General features: G+C 75.3%; 24 protein-coding genes and 1 pseudogene. 16 read left to right on the top strand and 9 right to left on the bottom strand.

Annotation, left to right across the window (positions count from 1 at the left end; translation table 11 throughout):
* Nucleotides 1-43 precede the first annotated feature (43 nt).
* A complete protein-coding gene (locus HLV61_RS14280; protein ID WP_369256512.1) occupies nucleotides 44-1,339 on the top strand; it encodes an amidohydrolase family protein in 1,296 nt (431 codons plus the stop codon).
* 98 nt (nucleotides 1,340-1,437) lie between these two features.
* Here HLV61_RS14280 and HLV61_RS14275 read toward each other — a convergent pair whose 3' ends face one another.
* The gene (locus HLV61_RS14275; protein ID WP_369256511.1) at nucleotides 1,438-1,911 is read right to left on the bottom strand and encodes a hypothetical protein; all 474 of its coding nucleotides are present in this window, start codon (nucleotides 1,909-1,911) and stop codon (nucleotides 1,438-1,440) included.
* Between the two features lie 23 nt (nucleotides 1,912-1,934).
* Here HLV61_RS14275 and HLV61_RS14270 point away from each other — a divergent pair.
* From HLV61_RS14270 to HLV61_RS14260, 3 genes and pseudogenes are all read left to right on the top strand, one after another.
* Nucleotides 1,935-2,603 (top strand): annotated as a pseudogene (locus HLV61_RS14270) (endonuclease/exonuclease/phosphatase family protein); the annotation flags it as partial.
* Nucleotides 2,604-2,663: 60 nt separating this feature from the next.
* Entirely contained in the window at nucleotides 2,664-3,026 is a 363-nt protein-coding gene (locus HLV61_RS14265; RefSeq protein ID WP_369256509.1) for an ArsR/SmtB family transcription factor, read from the top strand.
* The gene (locus HLV61_RS14260) at nucleotides 3,023-3,502 is read left to right on the top strand and encodes an SRPBCC family protein (RefSeq protein WP_369256507.1); all 480 of its coding nucleotides are present in this window, start codon (nucleotides 3,023-3,025) and stop codon (nucleotides 3,500-3,502) included. Before HLV61_RS14265 ends, HLV61_RS14260 begins: the two co-directional genes overlap by 4 nt.
* Before the next feature lie 31 nt (nucleotides 3,503-3,533).
* Here the strand turns inward: HLV61_RS14260 and HLV61_RS14255 are convergent, their stop codons facing one another.
* Nucleotides 3,534-4,337, bottom strand: coding sequence for an MBL fold metallo-hydrolase (locus HLV61_RS14255; protein WP_369256505.1), 804 nt, complete (start codon nucleotides 4,335-4,337; stop codon nucleotides 3,534-3,536).
* Nucleotides 4,338-4,472: 135 nt separating this feature from the next.
* On the opposite strand from HLV61_RS14255, the gene HLV61_RS14250 reads away from it, so the two are divergent.
* The 7 genes from HLV61_RS14250 (at nucleotide 4,473) to HLV61_RS14220 (ending at nucleotide 11,603) form a co-directional block, all read left to right on the top strand.
* Entirely contained in the window at nucleotides 4,473-4,811 is a 339-nt protein-coding gene (locus tag HLV61_RS14250) for a UBP-type zinc finger domain-containing protein (protein ID WP_369256503.1), read from the top strand.
* A gap of 86 nt (nucleotides 4,812-4,897) precedes the next feature.
* Nucleotides 4,898-6,409, top strand: coding sequence for a TldD/PmbA family protein (locus tag HLV61_RS14245; RefSeq protein WP_369256501.1), 1,512 nt, complete (start codon nucleotides 4,898-4,900; stop codon nucleotides 6,407-6,409).
* Nucleotides 6,406-7,794 (top strand): metallopeptidase TldD-related protein, encoded by a 1,389-nt coding sequence (locus HLV61_RS14240; protein ID WP_369256499.1) that lies wholly within the window; start codon nucleotides 6,406-6,408, stop codon nucleotides 7,792-7,794. The genes HLV61_RS14245 and HLV61_RS14240 overlap by 4 nt, the downstream gene beginning before the upstream one ends.
* Nucleotides 7,795-7,980: 186 nt before the next feature.
* A complete protein-coding gene (locus HLV61_RS14235; protein ID WP_369256497.1) occupies nucleotides 7,981-8,283 on the top strand; it encodes a hypothetical protein in 303 nt (100 codons plus the stop codon).
* A 96-nt stretch (nucleotides 8,284-8,379) separates the two neighbouring features.
* Nucleotides 8,380-8,829, top strand: coding sequence for a hypothetical protein (locus HLV61_RS14230; protein ID WP_369256495.1), 450 nt, complete (start codon nucleotides 8,380-8,382; stop codon nucleotides 8,827-8,829).
* A gap of 186 nt (nucleotides 8,830-9,015) precedes the next feature.
* Nucleotides 9,016-10,044: a C40 family peptidase gene (locus HLV61_RS14225; protein ID WP_369256493.1), complete on the top strand. Its 1,029-nt coding sequence runs from the start codon at nucleotides 9,016-9,018 to the stop codon at nucleotides 10,042-10,044.
* A gap of 74 nt (nucleotides 10,045-10,118) precedes the next feature.
* The gene (locus tag HLV61_RS14220) at nucleotides 10,119-11,603 is read left to right on the top strand and encodes an APC family permease (protein WP_369256491.1); all 1,485 of its coding nucleotides are present in this window, start codon (nucleotides 10,119-10,121) and stop codon (nucleotides 11,601-11,603) included.
* Here the strand turns inward: HLV61_RS14220 and HLV61_RS14215 are convergent.
* Nucleotides 11,600-12,178 (bottom strand): YdeI/OmpD-associated family protein, encoded by a 579-nt coding sequence (locus HLV61_RS14215; RefSeq protein WP_369256489.1) that lies wholly within the window; start codon nucleotides 12,176-12,178, stop codon nucleotides 11,600-11,602. The genes HLV61_RS14220 and HLV61_RS14215 overlap by 4 nt on opposite strands.
* A 109-nt stretch (nucleotides 12,179-12,287) precedes the next feature.
* Between HLV61_RS14215 and HLV61_RS14210 the strand changes: the two genes are divergently transcribed.
* From HLV61_RS14210 to HLV61_RS14190, 5 genes are all read left to right on the top strand, one after another.
* Nucleotides 12,288-12,695 carry a hypothetical protein gene (locus HLV61_RS14210; protein ID WP_369256487.1) on the top strand — a complete coding sequence of 136 codons (408 nt, stop codon included), beginning with the start codon at nucleotides 12,288-12,290 and terminating at the stop codon, nucleotides 12,693-12,695.
* A 6-nt stretch (nucleotides 12,696-12,701) separates the two neighbouring features.
* On the top strand, nucleotides 12,702-12,947 hold the full coding sequence (locus tag HLV61_RS14205) for a helix-turn-helix transcriptional regulator (protein WP_369256485.1): 246 nt from the start codon (nucleotides 12,702-12,704) through the stop codon (nucleotides 12,945-12,947).
* On the top strand, nucleotides 12,928-13,239 hold the full coding sequence (locus HLV61_RS14200) for a hypothetical protein (protein ID WP_369256483.1): 312 nt from the start codon (nucleotides 12,928-12,930) through the stop codon (nucleotides 13,237-13,239). The genes HLV61_RS14205 and HLV61_RS14200 overlap by 20 nt, the downstream gene beginning before the upstream one ends.
* A gap of 57 nt (nucleotides 13,240-13,296) precedes the next feature.
* The gene (locus HLV61_RS14195; protein WP_369256481.1) at nucleotides 13,297-13,875 is read left to right on the top strand and encodes a gamma carbonic anhydrase family protein; all 579 of its coding nucleotides are present in this window, start codon (nucleotides 13,297-13,299) and stop codon (nucleotides 13,873-13,875) included.
* Nucleotides 13,876-14,034: 159 nt separating this feature from the next.
* The gene (locus HLV61_RS14190; RefSeq protein ID WP_369256479.1) at nucleotides 14,035-15,276 is read left to right on the top strand and encodes an epoxide hydrolase family protein; all 1,242 of its coding nucleotides are present in this window, start codon (nucleotides 14,035-14,037) and stop codon (nucleotides 15,274-15,276) included.
* 60 nt (nucleotides 15,277-15,336) lie between these two features.
* Here HLV61_RS14190 and HLV61_RS14185 read toward each other — a convergent pair whose 3' ends face one another.
* The 6 genes from HLV61_RS14185 to HLV61_RS14160 all read right to left on the bottom strand — a co-directional run bounded on the left by HLV61_RS14185 (nucleotide 15,337) and on the right by HLV61_RS14160 (nucleotide 21,483).
* On the bottom strand, nucleotides 15,337-15,717 hold the full coding sequence (locus HLV61_RS14185) for an ATP-binding protein (RefSeq protein WP_369256477.1): 381 nt from the start codon (nucleotides 15,715-15,717) through the stop codon (nucleotides 15,337-15,339).
* 19 nt (nucleotides 15,718-15,736) lie between these two features.
* The gene (locus HLV61_RS14180; protein ID WP_369256475.1) at nucleotides 15,737-16,078 is read right to left on the bottom strand and encodes an STAS domain-containing protein; all 342 of its coding nucleotides are present in this window, start codon (nucleotides 16,076-16,078) and stop codon (nucleotides 15,737-15,739) included.
* A complete protein-coding gene (locus HLV61_RS14175; protein WP_369256473.1) occupies nucleotides 16,075-18,108 on the bottom strand; it encodes a glycosyltransferase family 2 protein in 2,034 nt (677 codons plus the stop codon). Before HLV61_RS14175 ends, HLV61_RS14180 begins: the two co-directional genes overlap by 4 nt.
* Entirely contained in the window at nucleotides 18,105-19,373 is a 1,269-nt protein-coding gene (locus HLV61_RS14170) for a PP2C family protein-serine/threonine phosphatase (protein WP_369256471.1), read from the bottom strand. Before HLV61_RS14170 ends, HLV61_RS14175 begins: the two co-directional genes overlap by 4 nt.
* Nucleotides 19,370-20,308 (bottom strand): glycoside hydrolase family 26 protein, encoded by a 939-nt coding sequence (locus HLV61_RS14165; RefSeq protein WP_369256469.1) that lies wholly within the window; start codon nucleotides 20,306-20,308, stop codon nucleotides 19,370-19,372. Before HLV61_RS14165 ends, HLV61_RS14170 begins: the two co-directional genes overlap by 4 nt.
* 104 nt (nucleotides 20,309-20,412) lie before the next feature.
* Entirely contained in the window at nucleotides 20,413-21,483 is a 1,071-nt protein-coding gene (locus HLV61_RS14160) for a threonine aldolase family protein (protein WP_369256467.1), read from the bottom strand.
* Between the last annotated feature and the right edge of the window lie 70 nt (nucleotides 21,484-21,553).

The following is a 21,553-nucleotide window of genomic DNA, read 5'->3' as shown; positions in this document are numbered from 1 at the left end:
ACGTCGGCCGGACGGCCGGGGCGGATGGGGCTAGCGTGCCGCCATGCGTCAGCGCCTCACCGCCCGGGCCGTCGTCGTGGGGGACCGGGCGGGCACCGTCGTCCCCGACGCCGTCGTGGACGTCGAGGACGGGCGGATCGCGTGGGCGGGGCCGGCCTCCGACGCCCCACCGGCCGGGGACGCCGACGTCGTGGCGCTGCCCGGCCTGCTCACGCCCGGGCTGGTGAACACCCACTCGCACGCACCGATGGTGCTGTTCCGCGGCCAGGGCGAGGGGCTGCCGCTGGACCGCTGGCTGCGTGAGGTGATGTGGCCGCGGGAGTCGCGCCTGACCGACGACGACGTCGAGGTGGCGATGACCGCCGCCTCGGCGGAGATGCTGCGTGGCGGGGTCACCACCAGCGTCGAGATGTACTTCGCCGCGGAGCGGATCGCCGCGGCGGTCGGGGCCACCGGCGCCCGTGCGGTGGTCGCCGCGCCGATGGTGCCGCTGCCCGGGATGCCGCCGCTGGAGGAGCAGATGGCCGCCGCGGTCGACCTGGCCGCCCGCGCCGGTGACGACGGCGTCGTCGAGTACGGCCTCGGCCCGCACGCGGCCTACACCGTGCCGCTGCCCCTGCTGCGCCGCGCCGCGGAGCTCTGCCGCGAGCACGGGTTGCTGCTGCACCTGCACGTGGCCGAGACCGCCGGCGAGGGCGCCGACCTGCTGGCCGCGCACGGGCTGTCGGTGCCCTCGCTGCTGGCCGCGCACGACGTCCTGGGCGGACGGGTGCTGGCCGCGCACTGCGTGCACATGGACGACGGCGACCTGGAGCTGTGGGCCGAGTACGACGTCGCCGTCGCGCACTGCCCGGCCAGCAACGCCAAGCTCGCCAGCGGCATCGCGCGGGTGCGGGACATGCTCGACCGCGGCATCCGGGTGGGGCTGGGCACCGACGGGCCGGCCTCCAACGACGGGCTGGACCTGCTCGCCGACGTGCGCCTGGCGGCCGGGCTGGCCCGGCTGCGCGGGTCCTCCGCCACCGCGCTCACCGCCGCGGAGGCGTACTGGCTGGCCACGGGCGCGGCTGCCGCGGCGATCGGCCGCCCGGACCTGGGGCAGGTCGAGGCCGGCCGGCGGGCCGACCTGGTGCACGTGGACACCCGCGACCTGGGCTTCGAGCCGGTCGGGGACGACGCCGACCTGCTCACCCACCTGGTCTGGTCCGGCGCCTCGCGGCTGGTCCGCGACGTCTGGGTGGGCGGCCGGCAGGTGGTCGCCGACGGCGCGGTCACCACCGTCGACGCCGGGGCGCTGCGCACCGAGGTCGCCGAGCGCGCGGCGCGGCTGGCCGGCTGACGCCCGGCAGCACGATCAGGTGACCTGATCGTGCTGCGTCCCGGCTCGGCGTCGGCGGTGAGCCGGGACGCGTGACGGTGAGCCAGGACGGCGCCCGCTCAGGCCTGCGGGTCGGAGCCGGTCCAGGTGTAGAGGTGGCCGTCGACGACGACGGTCACCCAGCCCTCGCACAGCACCGCCTGCTCGCCGGTGAGGTCGGGCCACGGGCCGCCGCCGTCCCAGGGCATGCCTGGGTGCGGCAGCGGCGTGCAGGCGGCGGGCAGCCCGGTGCCGGGGGCGAGGTCCATGTCCGCGCGCACGCTGCCGTCGTCGTCGCCGTAGGCCTCCCCGGGCCGGACGACGGTGACGTCGGCGCCGACCGCGCGGGTCCAGTACGGCACCGCCCCCTCCGGCGCCTGCGCGGCCGTGCCGGCGTCGCTGGTGTCGGTGTGGCCCTGCAGCTCGGCCACCATGGCGCCGAACCCGTGCACGCCCGCGGGCATCGTCACCAGCAGGCCGGCCACCGCGGCCGCGGTGACCGCCACCGTCCCCGTGAACGTGCCCAGGACCATCTTCGCCGCCGTGCCGGCCACCGTGCTCTCCCCTCGTCGCGCCACCCGGCGGTCGCGGGACGAGCCTCGGGCCGGCGGCCCTCTCCCGGCGTCGGCTGCCGGGACGATCTGCCCGGAGGCCGCACGTCCCACCGGGGGAGGACCCGCGTGCGACCGGGGCTGGAGGGCCGGGCCCCGCGGCGGTTGACTGCCGGTGTGGGAGCGTCCCTCCGGGTCCTGACCATGAACGTGCTCGGCCCGGCCGATCCGGACTGGGAGCGCCGCAGTGCGCTGACCGGGGAGCCCTCACCGCCGCTCGTGCGCTCGAGCGCCTGGCCGGTGGTGCGGACCACGTCGTCGTCCTGGGCGACTTCGACGCGCCGCCGGACGCGGCCAGCATGCGGTTCTGGCGCGGCCGCGCGTCGCTCGAGGGCGCCAGCGTCTGCTTCCAGGACGCGTGGGAGACCGTGCACCCCGGCGACCCCGGGCCCACCTTCGACGCGCGCAACCCGCTGGTGCGGGCCGGCGAGGTGGCCACCGCCGTCAGCCGGCGCATCGACGTCGTCCTCGTGCGCAGCGGCATCCACGGACCGACGCTGCAGGTCCGCTCGTGCGCCCGCGTGCTCGACGAGCCGGTCGGCGGCGTCTGGGCGAGCGACCACTTCGGCGTCGTCGCCGACCTCGACCTCCCCGCCTCCCCGCCGGGCTCCTGGGATCTGCAACCGAACGGTTGACGAGGTGCGGACGACGCCGTACCGTCTTACTCAACCAAAGAGTTGAAGAAGGAGGTCGCGGTGGCGGCAGATCCGCTCTCCCGGGTGTTCGCGGCGCTGGCCGACCCGACGCGGCGCGACATGGTCGCCCGGCTCGCGGTCGGTGACGCGACGGTCGGCGAGCTCGCCGCCCCCTACGACGTGACCGTGCAGGCGGTCTCCAAGCACCTGCGGGTGCTCGAGGACGCCGGCCTGGTCAGCCGGAGCCGGGAGGCCCAGCGCCGCCCGGTCCACCTGGAGGCGGAGGTGTTCGACCTGATGACGAAGTGGATCGAGCGCTACCGGCGCCAGGCCGAGGAGCGCTACCGCCGCCTCGACGACGTCCTCCGGTCCATGCCGGACGACGAGACCCCACCCACCGCGCAGGGAAGGAACCCGTCATGACCACCAGCACCCGCGAGACCCGCATCGAGGCCGACCCCCAGGTGCCGCTCATCCGCATCACCCGCGAGTTCGACGCGCCGCCGAGCAAGGTGTTCCGCGCGCACACCGACCCCGACCTGGTCGTGCAGTGGCTCGGCCCGCGGGGGCTGGAGATGCGGATCGACCACTACGACTGCCGGCCCGGTGGCTCCTACCGCTACGTGCACAGCGACGCGAACGGTGAGTACGCCTTCCGCGGCTGCTTCCACGACGTCCGCCCCGACGAGCTGATCGTGCAGACCTTCACCTTCGAGGGCATGCCCGACGGCGTCGCCCTGGAGAAGCTCGTGCTCGAGGACCTCGGCGACGGCCGCACGCGGCTCACCACCACCTCGCTGTGCGACTCCTTCGCCGACCGCGACGCGATGCTGGCCGGCGGGATGGAGGTCGGCGTCGTGCAGGGCTACGAGCGCCTCGACGAGGTGCTGGCGCGCTGAGCGCGCCTCGACGAGGTGCTGGCCCGCCGGGTCAGGCGCGCAGCGAGATCGTCTCCCCGCGCGAGACGGTCCGCAGCTCACCGGGCACCCGCCGCTCGGCGACCTCGCGCACGAAGTCGCCGAGCGGCGAGGCGAACCGGTCGTAGTCGTCGTAGTGCACGGGCACGGTGACCGGCGGCTCGAGCAGCTCCACCAGGTCGGCCCCCTGCCGGCCGTCCATCGTGACGGTGATCCCGAGCGCCTTCGTCCCGCCCAGGTGCGCGATCACGGTGTCCAGCGGCCCGCAGCGCTGCAGCACCTCACCCAGCCACGGCCGGTAGAGGGTGTCCCCGGTGACGTAGCCGCGCCAGGTGACCTCGCCGCCGCGGTACAGCTCGAGCACGCTGCCCATCACCGGCGGCAGCACCCTCGCCAGCGGCCCGGGCCCGTGCACGCCGGGAACCGAGGTGATCCGCAGCGTCTCGCCGTCCCCGCCGATCTCGTGCACCTGCCAGGGGCGCAGGTCCGCCGTCGCCCGGAACCCGCGGGAGGACAGCGCCCGCGCCGCGGCCTGGGTGGTGACGATGGGCGTCTCGCGGTCGATGGTCGCGTAGGCGATCCGGTCCCAGTGGTCGCCGTGCAGGTGCGAGAGCAGGACGGCGTCGAGGTCGGGCAGGTCGTCGGGCAGGATCGCCGGGTCGGTCAGGCGCTTGGCCCACAGGCCCTTGCCGAGGTAGACGCGCTGCCCCCGCCCGATGAAGTTCGGGTCGGTGAGCAGCGTGAAGCCGCCCAGCCGCAGCAGCGTCGTCGCGTTGCCGCCGAAGGTGAGGGTGACGTCGTCCCCGGGACCGGCCATGCCGCGCCGCTACCCGTCAGCCGCCGGTTCGCAACCCGGGAGGCCGTGCGCTCTTCCCCGCGGCGGACCGAGGCAGTTGCATGACGACGTCGCGACGACGAGACGGCCGCAGCGAGCCGGCCCGAGGAGGACCCGATGAGCCAGGTCGACCCGAGCGTGCCGCCCAGCGGCACCGGCTGCGTCGAGTGCGACGCCACCGGCGGCTGGTGGTTCCACCTGCGCCGCTGCGCCGCCTGCGGCCACGTGGGCTGCTGCGACTCCTCGCCGGACCGGCACGCCTCCGCGCACGCCGCGGACACCGGGCACCGGATCGCGCAGAGCTACGAGCCCGGCGAGGACTGGTCCTGGGACTACGGCGCCGAGCAGTTCGGCGAGGGCCTGCAGCTCGCGCCGCCGACCTCGCACCCGATCAGCCAGCCGGCACCGGGGCCGGCCGGCCGGGTGCCCGCCGACTGGCAGCGCCACCTGCACTGACGGGCGCGCTCCGCGAGGTCCGGGCGCCCGTGCACGTCCGCGGAAGTGCACGGAGGGGCGGCGGGACGGACTGGTAGACAGGGGCGATGGTGCAGCCCCGGGACGTCGACGAGTCCTTCCTCGCCCTGCCCCTGTCCGCGCTCACCGAGGCGGCGCTGACCCGCGCGGTCGACCTCGGCTGCGAGCACGCCGACCTCCGCGTGGAGCGGATCCGCACCCAGTCGATCAGCCTGCGCGACGCCCGGCTCGAGGCCCTGGCCGACGGCGAGGACCTCGGCCTGGCCGTCCGCGTCGTGCACGAGGGCACCTGGGGGTTCGCCGCCGGTGTCGTCCTCACCGCGGCCGAGGCGGTGCGGCTGGCCGAGCAGGCGGTCGCGGTCGCGAAGGTGTCGGCGGCGGTCGCCAGCGACCGGGTCGAGCTCGCGCCCGAGCCGCCGCACGAGGGCGCCTGGGTGTCGGCCTACGACGTCGACCCGTTCGACGTGCCCGACGCGGACAAGGCCGCACTGCTCACCGAGCTGTCCGAGCGGCTCATGGCCGCCGACGGCGTGGAGCACGTGCAGTCGGGCTGCATGCACGTCAAGGAGCAGAAGTACTACGCCGACACCGCCGGCACCCGGACCCGCCAGCAGCGGGTGCGCATCTCCCCGGAGTTCACCGCGCTCACCGTCGACCGGTCGACCGGTGCGTTCGAGAGCATGCGGACGCTCGCGCCGCCGGTGGGCCGCGGCTGGGAGTACCTCACCGACGGGCGGTACGACTGGGACGGCGAGCTGGCGCAGGTCCCCGAGCTGCTGCGGGAGAAGACCAAGGCGCCGTCGGTCGAGGCGGGCCGGTACGACCTCGTCGTCGACCCGTCCAACCTGTGGCTGACCATCCACGAGTCGGTCGGGCACGCCACCGAGCTGGACCGGGCGCTGGGCTACGAGGCCGCCTACGCCGGCACGTCGTTCGCCACCGTCGACGGACTCGGGAGCCTGCGGTACGGCTCGGCGCTCATGCACGTCACCGGCGACCGCACGGTCGAGCACGGCCTGTCGACCGTCGGCTGGGACGACGAGGGCGTCGAGGCCCAGCAGTGGGACGTCGTCCGCGACGGCGTGCTGGTGGGCTACCAGGTCGACCGCAACACCGCCCGGCTCGGCGGCATGGCGCGGTCCAACGGCTGCGCGTTCGCCGACTCCCCGCGGCACGTGCCGGTGCAGCGGATGGCCAACGTGTCGCTGCAGCCGGCTGCCGACGGCCCCGACCTCGAGGGGCTGATCGGCGGGGTGGAGCGCGGCATCTACGTCGTCGGCGACAAGAGCTGGTCGATCGACATGCAGCGCTACAACTTCCAGTTCACCGGCCAGCGCTTCCACCGCATCGAGGGCGGGAAGCTCGCCGGGCAGCTGCGGGACGTCGCCTACCAGGCCACGACGACGGACTTCTGGGGCTCGATGCGCGCCGTCGGCGGGCCCTCGACGTACCGCCTCGGCGGGGCGTTCAACTGCGGCAAGGCCCAGCCCGGGCAGGTCGCGCCGGTGAGCCACGGCTGCCCGGCGGCGCTCTTCGAGGGCGTCACCATCCTCAACACGGTGCAGGAGGGCGGGCGATGAGCTCCATGACCGCGCAGCAGCTGGTCGAGAAGGCGCTGGCCGCCTCGACGGCCGACGGGTGCGTCGCCTACGTCGTCGAGAGCACCGAGACCAACCTGCGGTGGGCGTCGAACAGCCTGACCACCAACGGGGCGATGCGCTCGCGCCAGGTCGTCGTCGTCTCGTTCGTCGACGGCGGGTCGGGCATGGCCACGGGCACGGTGGCGCGGACCGGCACGCCCGACGTCGCCGCGCTCGTCGCGGCCAGCGAGCAGGCCGCCCGGGACGCCGGACCGGCCGAGGACGCCGTCCCGCTGGTGTCGGAGACGCCGCCGGGCACAGGGGACTGGGACGCCGACCCGGCCGAGACCTCCATCGAGGTGTTCGCCGACTTCGCGCCGGCCCTCGGCGAGGCCTTCGGCGCCGCCCGCGACCGCGGTGACCTGCTGTTCGGGTACGCCGAGCACTCCCTGACGACGACGTACCTGGGCACCTCGACCGGCCTGCGGCTGCGCACCGACCAGCCCGCCGGCCGCGTGGAGCTCAACGGCAAGAGCACCGACTTCTCGCGGTCGGTGTGGGCCGGCGTCGGGACGCGCGACTTCCGCGACGTGTCGGTGGCCGACCTCGCCGCCGACGTCGAGCGCAAGCTCGGCTGGTCGCAGCGGCGCGTCGACCTGCCCGCCGGCCGCTACGAGACGCTGCTGCCGCCGTCGGCGGTGAGCGACCTGATGATCTACGCGTACTGGACGATGGAGGCCCGCGACGCCGACGAGGGCCGCAACGTGTACGCGCGCAAGGGCGGCGGCAACCGGATCGGCGACCGGCTGGCCGAGCTGCCGCTGACCCTGCGCAGTGACCCCGCCGCGCCGGGGCTGGAGACCGCGCCGTTCCAGGTGGTGGGCAGCTCGTCGGGCTCGGCCAGCGTGTTCGACAACGGCATGGCCACGCCCGCCGTCGACTGGATCTCCGGCGGGGTGCTCACCAACCTGATCCGGCCGCGGGCCTGGGCGCTGAAGACGACGGCGCCCGCGGTGGCCGCCGTCGACAACCTGCTGCTCGAGGACCCGACGGCGACCGCCACGCAGGACGAGATGGTGGCCGCCACCGACCGCGGGCTGCTGCTGACCACGCTCTGGTACATCCGCGAGGTCGACCCGCAGACCCTCCTGCTGACCGGCCTGACCCGCGACGGCGTCTTCCTCGTGGAGGGCGGCGAGGTGACCGGCGCGGTGAACAACTTCCGGTGGAACGAGTCGCCGGTGGACCTGCTGGGCCGGATCGACCAGGTCGGGCGCACCGAGCGGACGCTGCCGCGCGAGTGGAACGACTGGTTCACCCGCGCCGCGATGCCGCCGGTGCGCGTGCCGGACTTCAACATGAGCTCGGTCTCCCCGGCCAGCTGACGCCCTTCGTAGCGCTGTTGGCTCCCCGGAGGAGGCGGCGGGGCACACGCGTGGGGCGCCTGGTGCGCCAGGGTCGGGAGGCGTGTCGTTCCCCGCACGGCAGCAGTCCCGGGCACGGTCCCCGGACTACTTTTCCGGCCAACCGCAACAGGCCCCCACGGACGGGGGCGCCGAGGGGAGCCGGCCATGACCCGCACGCAGAAGCCCTCCGTCTTCCAGGTGGGCCAGATCTGGGACGACGGCCGGACGGTCGTCGTCTCCGGGTGGGGGATCGGGACGTGCGCCTCCGACTGCCCCTGCCACCGCTCGCCGATGGACGGGCACCTCGCCATCGACGAGGACCAGTCCGGCGGCACCCTGGGCCTGCGCTGCTTCCACGAGGACGGCTGCGACTGCTGCGAGCCGTGGACCGCCGACGAGCTGTCCTCGGTGCTGCGTGACCTGGAGAGCATGGCCGGCCTCGACGCCCAGGAGCCGCTCGCGGGCTGAGCGCCCTCGGCCCGGGTGCGACACGTCCCGGGGGGCGGGCGCCGTTCGGTGCCCGCCCCGCGGGGTACCCGGCCGCCCATGCTGGGACGAGCGGCGATGCGCGGTGCACTGGCGGGACTCGCCGGCACCGCGGCGATGACACTGGCCGAGAAGGTCGAGCAGCAGGTGACCGGCCGGCCGGACTCCTACGTGCCGGCGCGCACGCTCACCGCGCTGGTCACGCGCCGCCGTCCACCGGGATCCGAGCGGCCGTTCCTCCGCAACCACCTCATGCACTGGGGCACCGGTGCGACGGTCGGCGCACTGCGCGGCATCTGGAGCGCCAGCGGCCTGCGCGGCTGGCGCGCCTCGGCCTGGCACACCTCCGTCCGGCTGGCCACCGACCAGACCCTGGAGAACGCCACCGGCGTCGGTGCCCCTCCGTGGACGTGGTCGCGCCAGGACCAGGTCGTCGACGTCGCGGGCAAGGCCGTCTACTCGTTCGTCACCGGCGCGGTCGCCGACGCTCTGGTGCCCCTCGCCCCCGACCGCCGCGGCCGCTCCTGACCCGACCCCGGTACCGACGGCGCCGGCTCCCGACGGGACGCCCGGGGCGCGTGGGACGACCGTGCCGCGTGGGACCCCACGCGGCACGCGGGTCCGCGCGCCGCCCCCCTCTCCCAGTGACGACCTCCCTACGGTCCGTACGGACAACCAGGGGCGCCGCCGTCGGGCGGCAGGGGGAGGGCGATCGTGCTGCGCAACCGGACGTCGGGACGCCGCTGGTCGGGTGCCGTCGTGGCGGCGGCCGGCCTCACCGCCGTCCTGCTGGCCCCCGTCCCCGCCTCGGCGGCGCCCGGGGACCCGCCGGCGACCGCCGCCGAGGCCGCGGACCTGGTCGAGCGGACCGCCCAGCAGCTCACCGCCCTCGACGAGCAGGTGCACCAGGCCGAGCTCGCCGTCGCCGCACGGCAGCAGGCCGCCGCCGACGCCGACGCGGCCGCCGACGCCGCCGAGGCCACGCTGGCGCGGTACGCCCCGACCATCCGTGCCATCGCGCAGAACGGCTACACCGGCAGCACCCAGTCCCGGGTGGCCACCTTCCTGGGCAGCGAGTCCGCCGACGACCTCGTCGCGCAGATGACCATGCTCGACCTGATCGCCGACCACACCGACGGGGTCCTGGCCGAGGTGTCCGTCGCACAGGCCCAGGCCGAGCAGGCCCGCGCCGACGCCGACGTGGCGGCCGCCGAGGCCACCGCGGCGCTGGGCGCCCTGCACGAGCAGCAGGCGCAGGTGCAGGCGCAGGCCGACGAGTACGAGGCCGAGTTCGCGCGCCTGACCGCAGCCGAGCAGGTCCGGGTCACCACCGCGCTGGCCGGCCCGGTGCTCGAGGCGCCGTCGGCCGCGGTCGCGGCAGCCGCCGCTCCCGGCCCCTCCGCCGCGACCGCCGTCCAGACGGCGCTGGCGCAGATCGGCGACCCCTACGTGTGGGGCGCGTCGGGGCCCGACGGCTTCGACTGCTCGGGGCTGACCTCCTACGCCTACGCCGCCGCCGGCATCTCCCTGCCGCACTCCAGCGGGGCGCAGTCGCGGCTGGGCACCCCGGTGGCGCGCGCGGACCTCATGCCGGGCGACATCGTCTACTTCTACTCACCGGTCAGCCACGTGGGCATCTACATCGGCGACGGCAAGATGGTGCACGCCCGCACCTTCGGCCAGCCGGTCGCGGTGACCAGCGTCGACCAGTCGGGGTACCGCGGCGCCGTCCGCGTCGCCTGAGCCGACCGGCCCCCGGCCGGGGGTCGACCCGTCCGGCGCGCTCCGCACCCGTGCGCGCCGTACCGTTGCCCCCCGTGACCCGGGCACTGCCGCGAGAGGAACCCGCGCTGCGGCCCGGGGCGATCGGCTTCCTCGACTCCCTCGTCATCGGCCTGGCCGCCACCTCGCCGGCCTACTCGCTGGCCGCGGTCATCGGCCCCGTCGTCGCGCTGGTCGGGGTGCACGCGCCGGGCGTGATGCTGGCGTCGTTCGTCCCGATGCTGCTCATCGCCGGGGCGTTCGCCGCGCTCAACCGGGTCGACCCCGACTGCGGGACGACCTTCTCGTGGGTGACCCGCGCCTTCGGCCCGACGGCGGGCTGGATCGGCGGCTGGGCCATCACGATGACCGGCGTCCTGGTGGTCGGGTCGCTGGCCGAGGTCGGCGTCCGGTTCACCCTGCTCATGCTGGGCCTCGACGCCCTGGCCGACTCCACGCCCGCGGTCGTCGCGCTCAGCGTGGTGCTGGTCGTCGTCATGTCGGCGATCTGCGTGCTGGGCACCGAGATCTCCGCGCGGCTGCAGAACGCGCTGATCCTCGCCCAGACCGTCGCGTTGCTCGTCTTCGCCGTCGTCGCGCTGGTGCGCGGGGTCCGGGGCGACTCGCCGTTCGGCGGGCTGACGCCGTCGTGGGAGTGGCTGGACCCCTTCGGCTCCGGCGGCGCCGCGCTCACCGGCGGCCTGCTCCTCGGCGTCTTCGCCTACTGGGGCTGGGAGTCGGCGATCAACCTGACGGAGGAGACCACCGACTCGCGCGTCGCGCCGGGACGGGCCGGCGTGCTCTCCACGGTCGTCCTGCTGCTCACCTACGTCGGCGTCGCGGTCGCCGTCGTCTCCTTCGCCGGGACGGCGTGGCTGGCGGGCAACGCCGACGAGGAGGAGGCGGTGTTCGCGCTGCTGTCCACGCAGGCGCTGGGCGGCTGGGACTGGGTGGTGCTGGCCGCCGTCGCCACCTCGGCGATCGCCTCCACGCAGACGACGATCATCCCGGCCTCCCGCACCGGCCTGTCGATGGCGCGGCGGGCGGCGCTGCCGGCGCGCTTCGGGTCGGTGTCCGAGCGGTTCCGGACGCCGGACGTCTCCACCTGGTGGGTCGCCGGCGTGGCGGTCGCCTGGTACGTCGGCGTCCACCTGGTGAGCGAGAACGCGCTGTTCGACTCGATCACGGCGCTGTCGCTGCTGATCGCGCTGTACTACGCGCTGACCGGGTTGGCCTGCGCCTGGTACTTCCGCCGCCGCCTGGTGCGCAGCGTGCGCGACGCGCTGCTGCTGGGCGCCGGCCCGCTGATCGGGGCCGGGATGCTGGCCTGGCTGCTGGTGCTCTCGGTGCGCGACCTCGCCGACCCGGACAACAGCTACACCGGCCAGGCGTGGTTCGGCCTCGGCCCGCCGCTGGTGATCGGCGTCGGCATCATGCTGACCGGCATCGTGCTCATGCTGCTGTGGCGGTGGCGCGACGCCCGCTTCTGGCGCGAGCGGCCCGGCGTGGCCCCCGAGGACACCGACCCCCTGGCCCCCTAGTGCAGCCGCCCGCCCTCCGCCAGCTTGGTGACGAGGGCGGCGATCCGCTTGGCCCGCGTGGCCGGGGTGGCCGCGGTGTGCACCCGCCAGAGGACGGCGTAGCGGTTGGTGCCGTCGAGCCCCGCGAACGCCTCCTGCGCGGCCGGCTCGGCGGCCAGCGCGGCGGTGAGGTCGTCGGGGACGGTGATGGTGGCGGGGCCGGCGTAGGCGCGGTCCCAGCGGCCGTCGGCCCGCGCCGCCTCCACCTGGGCGATCCCGGCGGGGCGCATCCGGCCGGCCGCGGTGAGCTCCTCGACGATGCCGACGTTCTTGCGCGACCACACGCTGCGCGGCCGCCGCGGGGTCACGCGGGTGAGCCACCAGTGCTCGTCCACGGAGTTGCTGCGGCCGTCGATCCAGCCGAAGCACAGCAGCGACTCGACCATCTCGTCCCGCGTCACCGACGGCACGCCGGCGCCCTTCCTGGCCAGCTTCACGTAGCAGCCGGGCGCCGTGGCGTGCTCGCCCTCCAGCCACTCCTCGAAGGCGGCCTGGTCGGGGAAGGCGAGCACCGGGAGGTCGGTCGGCAGCGTCACGCCGGGGATCCTCGCGGCGCGCTCCGTGGTGGTCAAGGTTGCTTGACAGATGGCCACCGGGACGGTGCACTGCTCCTGTCAAGTCCGCTTGTCACAACGGGAGCCGGTCGTGTTCGTGCGTCACCTCGCCGCCGGAGTCACGGGGCTGCTGGTCGCCGCCGCCCTGGGGCTGCTGGCCGCCCTGTTCGGCGACCCCGACGAGGCCCGGCTGCGCGCCCTCGTCTTCGGCGCGTGCACCCTCGGTCCGGGCTACGGGCTCGGCTGGCTGCTGTTCGTCTCCGGCGCATCGGGACCGGACCCGGTCGTCCACCCGGAGGAGAGCGTCGAGCAGACCTGGTGGCAGCGCAGCGCCTCGGGCTCGTTCCTCGACCTGCTGGTCGTGGCGGGGGTGGGCGCGACCGCGCTGTCGGTCACCGATCTGCGGGTCGACGCCACGAGCGCGCTGGCCGCGCTGATCGTCGTCGGCTTCGCCGACGTCGCCGTCCGGCTGACGGTGCTGCGCCGGCGCGACGCCTGAGCCGCCGTGGACAACGACCTGGCCGAGCGGCGGGCCGCCCGCGGCTGGTCGCAGGGACGGCTGGCCGAGGAGCTCGGCGTGTCCCGCCAGACGGTCATCTCCCTGGAGAAGGGGCGCTTCGACCCCAGCCTCCCCCTCGCGTTCCGCATCGCAGCGCTGTTCGGCTGCCGGATCGAGGACGTCTTCACCCCGGATGCTGGGCAGGGTCCCCGGGCTGCGCCACACTCCCGGCATGGCAGTCCCGGAGGGTGACCTGCGCGCCGCGGCGGTCTACGTCGCCGACCTCGAACCGCGTCCGGGCGGGCGGGTCCGGCACTGGGTCCGCGTCGCCGGCGCCTTCGCCGCCGAGATGGTGCAGGGCCTGGTCCCCGGGCCGACGGTGCACGACGTGGTGGTGCGCCGTCGCGACGACGGGGCGGAGGTCCTCCGCGTGCCCAGCGAGGACCCCACCGCGCCGGGGGCCGTGCTGTGGGCGATCCGGGACGAGCTGGGGTCGGTGGGCCCGGAGGAGTTCCTCGCCCGGTGGAGCGTCCGCGTCCCCTGAGGGAGTGGCGCGGCGTCCCGCGCGCCGTACGGGGGCCACCTGTGCTGGGGTGGAGCCGTGGCGGACAACTACATCGCGGAACTGCCCTTCGGCGCCCCGGCCATCGACGACGACGCCTTCGTCGCGCCGACGGCCGTGGTGGTCGGCGCGGTGACCATGGGACCCCGGTCGAGCATCTGGTACGGCGCGGTCGCCCGGGCCGACGGCGAGGTCATCGAGATCGGCCCCGAGTCGAACATCCAGGACGGCTGCACCCTGCACTCCGACCCCGGCTTCCCGCTGGTCGTCGGCCGCGGGGTGAGCGTGGGACACCGCGTCGTGCTGCACGGCGCCCGCGTCGACGACGACGTCCTCGTCGGCATGGGCAGCGTGGTGATGAACGGCGCGCACATCGGGTCGGGCTGCATCGTGGCCGCGGGCGCCGTCGTCACCCAGGGCACGGTCGTGCCGCCGGGCTCGCTGGTGGCCGGCGTCCCGGCGCGGGTCCTCCGGCAGACCACCGAGGACGACCTCACGCACATCCGGCTCAACGCGGCGAGCTACACCGAGCGGCTCGACGCGGCCCGCAAGGTGCGGCCGGTCGTGCGCCGCCCGCTGCCCTCGGCCGGCCACGTCCCCGGCGACTCGGCGGACTGACCGCGCCGCCGCGCGCGGAAGGGGTCCTTGTCCCCTCCCGCTCCCCGGAGTCCCGGAGCAGGGTGGCTCGGGTCCCGGGAGCGCCGACCCGTGCCCAGCTCCGCTGGTCCGTACGGGGACTGCGACCTCCCCGCAATCGAGCAAGGGGGCAGGTCGGTCATGACCGCAGTCGCAGAACAGACGGGCGCCGCCATCCGCCCGTTCCGCGTGCAGGTGCCGGACGAGGCGCTCACGGAGATGCGCCGGCGCATCCGGGAGACGGTGTGGCCGGAGGCGGAGACGGTGCCGGACACCTCGCAGGGCGTGCCGCTGGCGACGATGCAGGACCTCGCGCGGTACTGGGCCACCGACCACGACTGGCGTGCGTGCGAGGCGCGGCTGAACGCGCTGCCGCAGTTCACCACGGAGATCGACGGGCTGGACGTCCACTTCGTCCACGTCCGCTCGCGGCACGACGACGCGCTGCCCCTGGTCGTCAACCACGGATGGCCCGGCTCGGTCATCGAGCAGCTCAAGATCATCGACCCGCTCGTCGATCCCACGGCGCACGGCGGCAGCGCCTCGGACGCCTTCCACCTGGTGATCCCGTCGATGCCGGGCTACGGCTTCAGCGGCAAGCCGACGACCACCGGATGGGGCCCCGAGCGCATGGGCCGGGCGTGGGCGGAGCTGATGCACCGCCTCGGCTACGGCCGCTACGTCGCCCAGGGCGGTGACTGGGGCGCGTTCGTCGTCGACCAGATGGGCCTGCAGGCCCCCGACGGACTGCTGGGCATCCACACCAACATGCCCGCCGTCGTCCCGGCCGACGTCAACGCGGCGGCCGTGGCCGGCGCTCCGCCGCCCGCCGGGCTGTCGACCGAGGAGCGACGCGCCTACGACCAGCTCGTCAGGACGTTCGGGCAGGTCGAGTACGCGCGGTACATGGCCGCCCGCCCGCAGACCCTGTACGGGATCGCCGACTCACCCGTCGGCCTGGCCGCCTGGCTCCTCGACCACAACGACGCCGACGGTCAGCCGGCCGCGGCGGTCACCGCCGCGCTGGGTCGGACGTCGAGCGCCACGGGTGAGCTGACCCGGGACGAGGTCCTCGACAACATCACCCTGTACTGGCTGACGAACACCGGTGTCTCGGCGTCCCGCCTCTACTGGGAGTACCGGGGCGGCTTCTTCGACGCGAAGGGGGTCACCATCCCCGTCGCCGTGAGCGTCTTCCCCGGCGAGCAGTACCAGGCCCCGCGCAGCTGGACGGAGCGGGCCTATCCCGGCCTCGTCCACTTCAACGAGGTGGACCGGGGCGGTCACTTCGCGGCGTGGGAGCAGCCGCAGCTGTTCGCCGAGGAGCTGCGCGCGGGCTTCCGGTCACTGCGCAGGCCGGGGATCCCCACACCGCGCGGCTGAGGCGGGTCGAGGCCGGTGGTGTGCCGCTCGCCGGTGCGCCCCGACGGTCCGCCGCGGGCGTCAGCGGCCGAGGACGACGACCCAGCGGTTGCGGCCGCCGTCGCGCTCGTAGCGCAGCGCGTCCACAGCCGCCCGGACCAGCTCCAGGCCCCGGCCGCGCTCGGCGTCGTCGGGCGGCCAGCCGCCGGGGCCGGGGGCGACCGGACCGCCGTCGTCCTCGAAGACGGCCTCGACCCGGTCGGGCAGTCCGCGCAGTCTCAGCTCCAGCACGCTGGCGCCCGAGGCGGCGGCGTGCTCGGCGATGTTGGCGGCGATCTCGGCCACCGCCGTCTCGAACCGGAGCCGCGCCGGCTCGTCGATGCCGGGCTCGCCGGCCCACAGCTGCGCGAGCAGGTCGTGGACGGGGCCGAGCGCCTCCGGCCCGGCGGGGGCGCGCAGCACGTGGGTCCTGCCGGGCACCTCAGTCGCCGACGGGGAAGGCGCTGGCCACGTCCGGTCGCGGACGCAGGACCCGGCCCAGGTTGGTCAGCTCCAGCACCGCCTGCACCTGCGGCCCGGCACCGGCCAGCCGCAGGTCACCCCCGGCCTGACGGGTGGTCTTCAGGCCGGCGATCAGCGCCCCGAGACCGGAGGAGTCCATCGAGTCGGTGCTGGAGAGGTCGACCACCACCCGCGCCGTCCCTCCGGCCACCAGTTGGCTGACCAGGGCGCGCAACCGGGGGGCGGCGACCATGTTGAGCCGGCCCACCGGCCTGATGACCCCGACGCCGGCGTCGGTCGTCTCGGTCTCGAACTCGGTCATGCACTCGCTCCCTCGGGCTGCTCGGGTCCGCGGTAGCGGACGGCCTGGACGACGACGCTGAGGACGGCCAGGTCGAAGGCGACCCACACCAGGTTGGTGACGGTGCCCAGGACCGACGCGTCGGCGACGACCATGCGCACCGTGCCGACGACGGCCGCCACGACCAGCAGCGACATGACGGCCAGCTGCGGGCGGACCAGGTGCCAGGGGCGACGGTCGACCGACTGGCGCTCCTTGGGGGTCACCGCGAAGGCCAGGCTGCGGCCGAACACCACGTTGCCGACCGCCGAGGTCACCGACCGGATCCACACCGGGAACAGCGCCAGTGAGTACTGCTGCCCGCGCCACGTGCGCCGGCCGCGGCCGACGACGGTGAAGAGCAGCTGGTTGACCAGCAGGAAGGGCACCAGCCGGAGGAAGAACTCCGCGGTCAACCCGGTCACCGGCAGCACGCCGAAGACGAGGTAGACGACCGGCGCGGCGAAGTAGACGACGGCCGCGAAACCGGACAGGTAGCTCCACATCGTCGCCCAGTACATGAGCCGCTGGGCCAGGGTGAGCCCGCGCTGCACCAGCGGGTTCTCCCGCAGCATCACCTGCACGGTGCCCTGCGCCCAGCGGAGCCGCTGGGTGAGCATGGTGCCGAGGTCCTCAGGCGCCAGGCCGAGGGCCAGCGTCTCGTCGTGGTAGGCCGTGCGCCAGCCGAGGGCGTGCAGGCGCATGCACGTGGCCATGTCCTCGGTGACCGAGATGGTGGCCATGGGCATGACCGGCTGGGCCTCGTCGTCCTTGTCGACGTCGACGGCGCGCACGAGGGCCCGCACCGTCTCGATCGCACCCAACGGGGACCAGTCACGGGCGGCGAGGCGGGTCAGCGCCCCCCGGTCGACCTCGGCCAGCCCGCCGTCCTCCTCGTCCAGCTCGCTGGACAGCTCGGCGATCGCGGCGAGGTCGGCCTGGAGGGAGTCGACGTCGGCGGCCACGATCTCCCGGGCGGCAGCGTCGACCCGCTGCTGGAAGCGGTAGGTGACGTCGGCGAGCGCCGCGCCGTCGCGTAGCTCGGCCCGCGCCCGGGCCACGGCCGCGACGACCTGGTCGAGCGCGGCGCGGGCCTCCGTCTGCGCCGGGTCCAGCGAGCGGCGTGCCCGGGCCAGGACCCGGTCGGCGGTGCGCAGTGCGCGGCTGACGGCCAGCTGCACCTCGCTGACGTAGCGGGTGATCCCCAGCTGCATCAGCGCCTCACGGCGCAGCACCGCGTTCGAGCCGCAGAAGAAGGCCGCGTTCCAGCCGTCCTTGCCCTGCTGGATGGGCCCGTAGAACAGCGGCGCCTGGCTGCCGAGGGGGTCGTCGCCGGGCACGTTGACGAACACCTGCGGCGTCTGCACCAGGGCCATCCGCGGGTCCCGGAACCAGCCCAGCGTGCGGTCGAGGATCGCCGGGTCGGGCACCTGGTCGGCGTCGAGGATCAGGATGAACTCGCCGTCGGTGGTCATGAGCGCGTTGTTGAGGTTGCCCGCCTTGGCGTGCCGGGAGTGCCCGGCCCAGTCGGCGGACCGGGTGATCCAGCCGATCCCGGCGGCCTCGGCACGAGCGCGCAGCTCGGGTCGCGCGCCGTCGTCCAGGATCCAGGTGCGGTGCGGGTACCGGATGCGCTGCGCCGCCTCGGCGGTGGCCATCACCAGGTCCAGCGGCTCGTTGTAGGTGGTGACGAAGACGTCGACGGTGGCGCCCTCCGGGGGCGGCGGCGCCTCCCCGCGGCGGCGCAGCCGCCACATGGTCAGTCCGAACAGCAGCGAGTCCACGAGGCTGTAGGTCTCGGCGAGGACCAGCGGGACGGCGATCCACCACGCCGACCAGTTGATCGACTCCAGCCACCGCCACGTCACGTAGTTGATGCCCAGGACCGCGGTCACGAGGACCAGCACGCGCAGGGCCAGCAGTCGCCCGGTGAGGGGCACCTTCGGCGTCCTCGCGGTCACCGACGCACCGCTCAGCGGGTCGCGGCCGCGGGCCGCCCGGTGGGTGGTCACGACGTCGCCAGCCGGCGGAGCGCGATGGCGGTGACGTCGTCGAGCGGCCGGGCCGCGGCGGTCAGCCCCCGCACCTGGTCGAGCAGGGTCTCCGGGTCCGGGTGCGCGCGCACCAGTCGCGCGACGTGCTCGAGCGCCTCCCGGGTGCCGCCGAGGACGTCGAAGAGCCCGTCGCTGAAGACGAGGAGCGTGTCGCCCGGGTCGAGCACGAGCTCGTGCGCCGCCCAGGGCAGGTCGGCCTCGACGCCGAGGGGCAGGTCCTCTCCGGCGAGGTGCTGCGTGCTCCCGTCCGCCCGGTGCACCACTGCCAGGCCGTGCCCGGCGTCGGCGTAGCGCAGCCGCCCGGTCGCGGCCTCCAGTCGGCCGGTGAAGCAGGTGACGAAGGAGCCCGCGCGGGCGAGGTCGGGCTGCAGCGTCCGGGCCGCCGCGGCGAGCACAGCGCTCTCCGGGCGGTCGGCGGCGGCGCCGGGGGTGTCCCCGCGGGAGGCGGCCCGCAGCACCGCCCGCACGGTCGCCATGAGGATCGCCGCCCCGGCGCCCTTGCCCATGACGTCGGCCAAGGTGACCACGAGGTCCCCGTCGACGACGTCGAGGTCGAGCAGGTCCCCGCCGACGGCCGCAGCCGGGCGGCAGGTCCCGGCGATCGCGTAGCCGGGGACCTCCGGTGGCCGGTCGGGCAGCAGCGCCGCCTGGACCTCGCGTGCCCGCTCCATGTCGGCGGAGGTGGCGAGCTCCTCCTCCGTCCACCGGGCCAGCTCCTCGAGCACGGCGACCCCACGGGTGTCGAGCGTGCGCGGGCGGGTGTCGAACAGGCAGAGCGTGCCGATCACCATGCCGCCCGGCCCGGTGAGCGGGTGGCCGGCGTAGAAGCGCACGTTCGGTGGCCCGCAGACCGCCGGGGCGGTGGCGAAGACCGGGTCCTGGAGGGCGTCGGGCACCACGTGGGTGCCGCGCAGGACCATCGTGCGGTCGCAGAAGGACGCCTGGCGGTCGGCCCGGTCCACCGGCATGCCCTGCGCGGACTTGAACCAGAGGTGGTCCTCGGCGATGAGGGTCACCGTCGCGATCGGCACGTCGAACACGCGCTGCGCCAGGCGGGTGATCCGGTCGAAGCGCTCCTCGCGGCCGGTGCCGAGCAGTTGGAGCTGTTCGAGGGCCTCCAGGCGCCGGCTCTCGCCGGGGTCGACGGCGGGAACCGGGCGGGCCACGGCGGAGCCGGTGGAGGGGAGCACCGGGGCGCTGCCGGTGGCCGGGAGCGCGCTCACCGCCGGCCCCCGACGAGGCTCCGGGCGGCCAGGGCCCGGCGCGCCGCCCGGGCGCTGGCGGGACTGCTGGCCAGCCGCCAGTCGGTCTCCTTGTCGTGGTCGAACCACACGAAGGCGCCGACGTCGGCCTGCTCGTCCAGCCAGGCGACGAGGTCGCTCACCCACTCGGCCTTGTCGCCGCCGGACTCGGCGCAGGCGACCTCGGCCACCAGCAGGGGCAGGTCCCCGGCCAGTCCGCGCAGCTCGTCGAGGCTCGGGCCGAACAGCTCCGCGGGCTCCTGCCAGCCGCCGCGGCCCGGGACGGCGCCCCAGTTGTAGCCGTCGAGCGCCACCCGGCCGACGGAGCCGCTGCCGGGCCAGGTCTCGGCCATCGGCGTCGACCCGGGATACCGGACGTTCGGGTTCCACACCAGCTCGACGTTGTCCGCGCCGGCCTGGGTGAGCACCTCCGCGAGGTGCCGCCAGGCGGCGACGTGGTCACGGGCCGTCGTCCCCGCCACGCCGACCGCCCACGGGTACCAGTCGCCGTTCTGCTCGTGCGCGAAGCGCAGGAGCACCCGACGGCCCCAGTCGCGCAGCGCGCCGGCCCACCACCACAGCTGCCCGTCCCAGACGCCGGCGGCCAGGTCGGCCAGCGTGGAACGGCCCCCGTCGGCCGGGTCCCACGGCTCCCAGGTCACCATCGGCGTCGCTCCGCGCGCGACGACGGCGTCGAGGTCGGCCAGCGGTGGTGGCGCACCGAGCGCGACGTAGGAGAGCACCAGTGAGGGGCGCTCGCCGGTCACCGCCTCGACCGCCTCGAGTTCCGCGGTCGCCTGCGGGCCGCCGGGTGTGGACACCCCGAAGGCCAGCGGCTCGGTCCGGCGCGGCCGCCCGGGCCCCGCTGTGCACGCTGCCGCGCCGAGCGCGGCCAGCCCCACGCCGGCGGCCAGCACCGACCGGCGGGTATGTCCCCGTTCCCCGTTCACGGCTCTCGTCTTCCCCGCAGATGCGAGACGGAACCGTCCCCCGTGGGTGACGTCCCGGCGCGGGTGCAGGGTCAGACGGCGCCCGCGAGGCGGGCGACGGCGGTCCGGGCCTCCTCCAGGGGCAGCGCCAGCGTCGCGTCGCCCACCGGCAGCTCCACGCGCACCACGGTGGGGTCGCCGGTGACCCCCGGCTGCGCCCACGTCCACAGGCCCTCCTCGGCCAGCGCGCGGGCGGCGGCACGGAAGGCGTCCGACGTCGTCGACAGCAGCAGGTGCAGCATCGGCGTCTGCGGCGGGTCGGGGACGACGCGCACGCCGGGCAGGTCGCGCACGGCGTCGGCCACCTCCCGCGCGCGGTCGAGGTAGGCGGGGAACAGCGGCAGCCGGCGGCGCAGGCAGGTCAGCGCCGAGGCCGCCCCGGGCCACAGGCCGAACAGCGTGCCGCCCATCCGCCCGCGCCACTCCCGCACCTCGGCGACGACGTCGGCCGGCCCGGCCAGGGCGCACCCGGCCAGCGCGCCGATGCCCTTGTAGAAGCTGACGTAGACGGTGTCGAAGGGCGCCGCGACGTCGGAGGGCGGGAGCTCGTACCCGGCCGCGGCCTCCCACAGCCGGGCGCCGTCGAGGTGGGCGACCGTGGCGTGGTCGTGCGCCCACGCGGCCTGCTCGACGACGTCGTCCCAGGGCGGCAGCGGCCCGCCGAGGTCGCGCTGCGGCAGCTCCACCACCAGCGCGGCCGGTGCCTCGGCGACGTCGTCGAGGTCGCTGCGCAGCAGCATCCGGTGCCGGTCGCCCACCGGGCGCTCGACCAGGCCCTGCAGCCGCGCCAGGGCGCCGCCCTCGTGCCGGAACAGGTGGCACTCGGGGTGCCCGACCACGGTGTGCCGGCCGCTGCGCCCGGCGTGCACGCGCAGCACCGCCTGCTGGGCCATCGTGCCGCTGGGCAGGTAGACGGCGGCCGGCTTGCCCAGCACCTGCGCGACCTCCGCCTCGAGCTCGGCGACGACGCCGCCCGTGCCGTAGCGGTCCTGCTCGGTGTCCGGCGGGATGGTGGCCAGCAGGTCGGCGGCGCGCTGGGGACCGTGGCCGGCCAGTGCGCGGTCGCAGGCCAGCCGCAGGGCGTCGAGGGCGGGATCGCTCACGGGACCAGTCTGTCGAGATCGCGTGATCTCGCACGCCCGGCCCCCGGGAACCGTGCGAGATCGCGCGATC

It is taken from the genome of Geodermatophilus amargosae (assembly GCF_041028265.1).
GTDB lineage: Bacteria > Actinomycetota > Actinomycetes > Mycobacteriales > Geodermatophilaceae > Geodermatophilus > Geodermatophilus amargosae_A.
The sequence above is the reverse complement of the archived record's forward strand: the minus strand, read 5'-3'. Positions and strand labels throughout refer to the sequence as shown.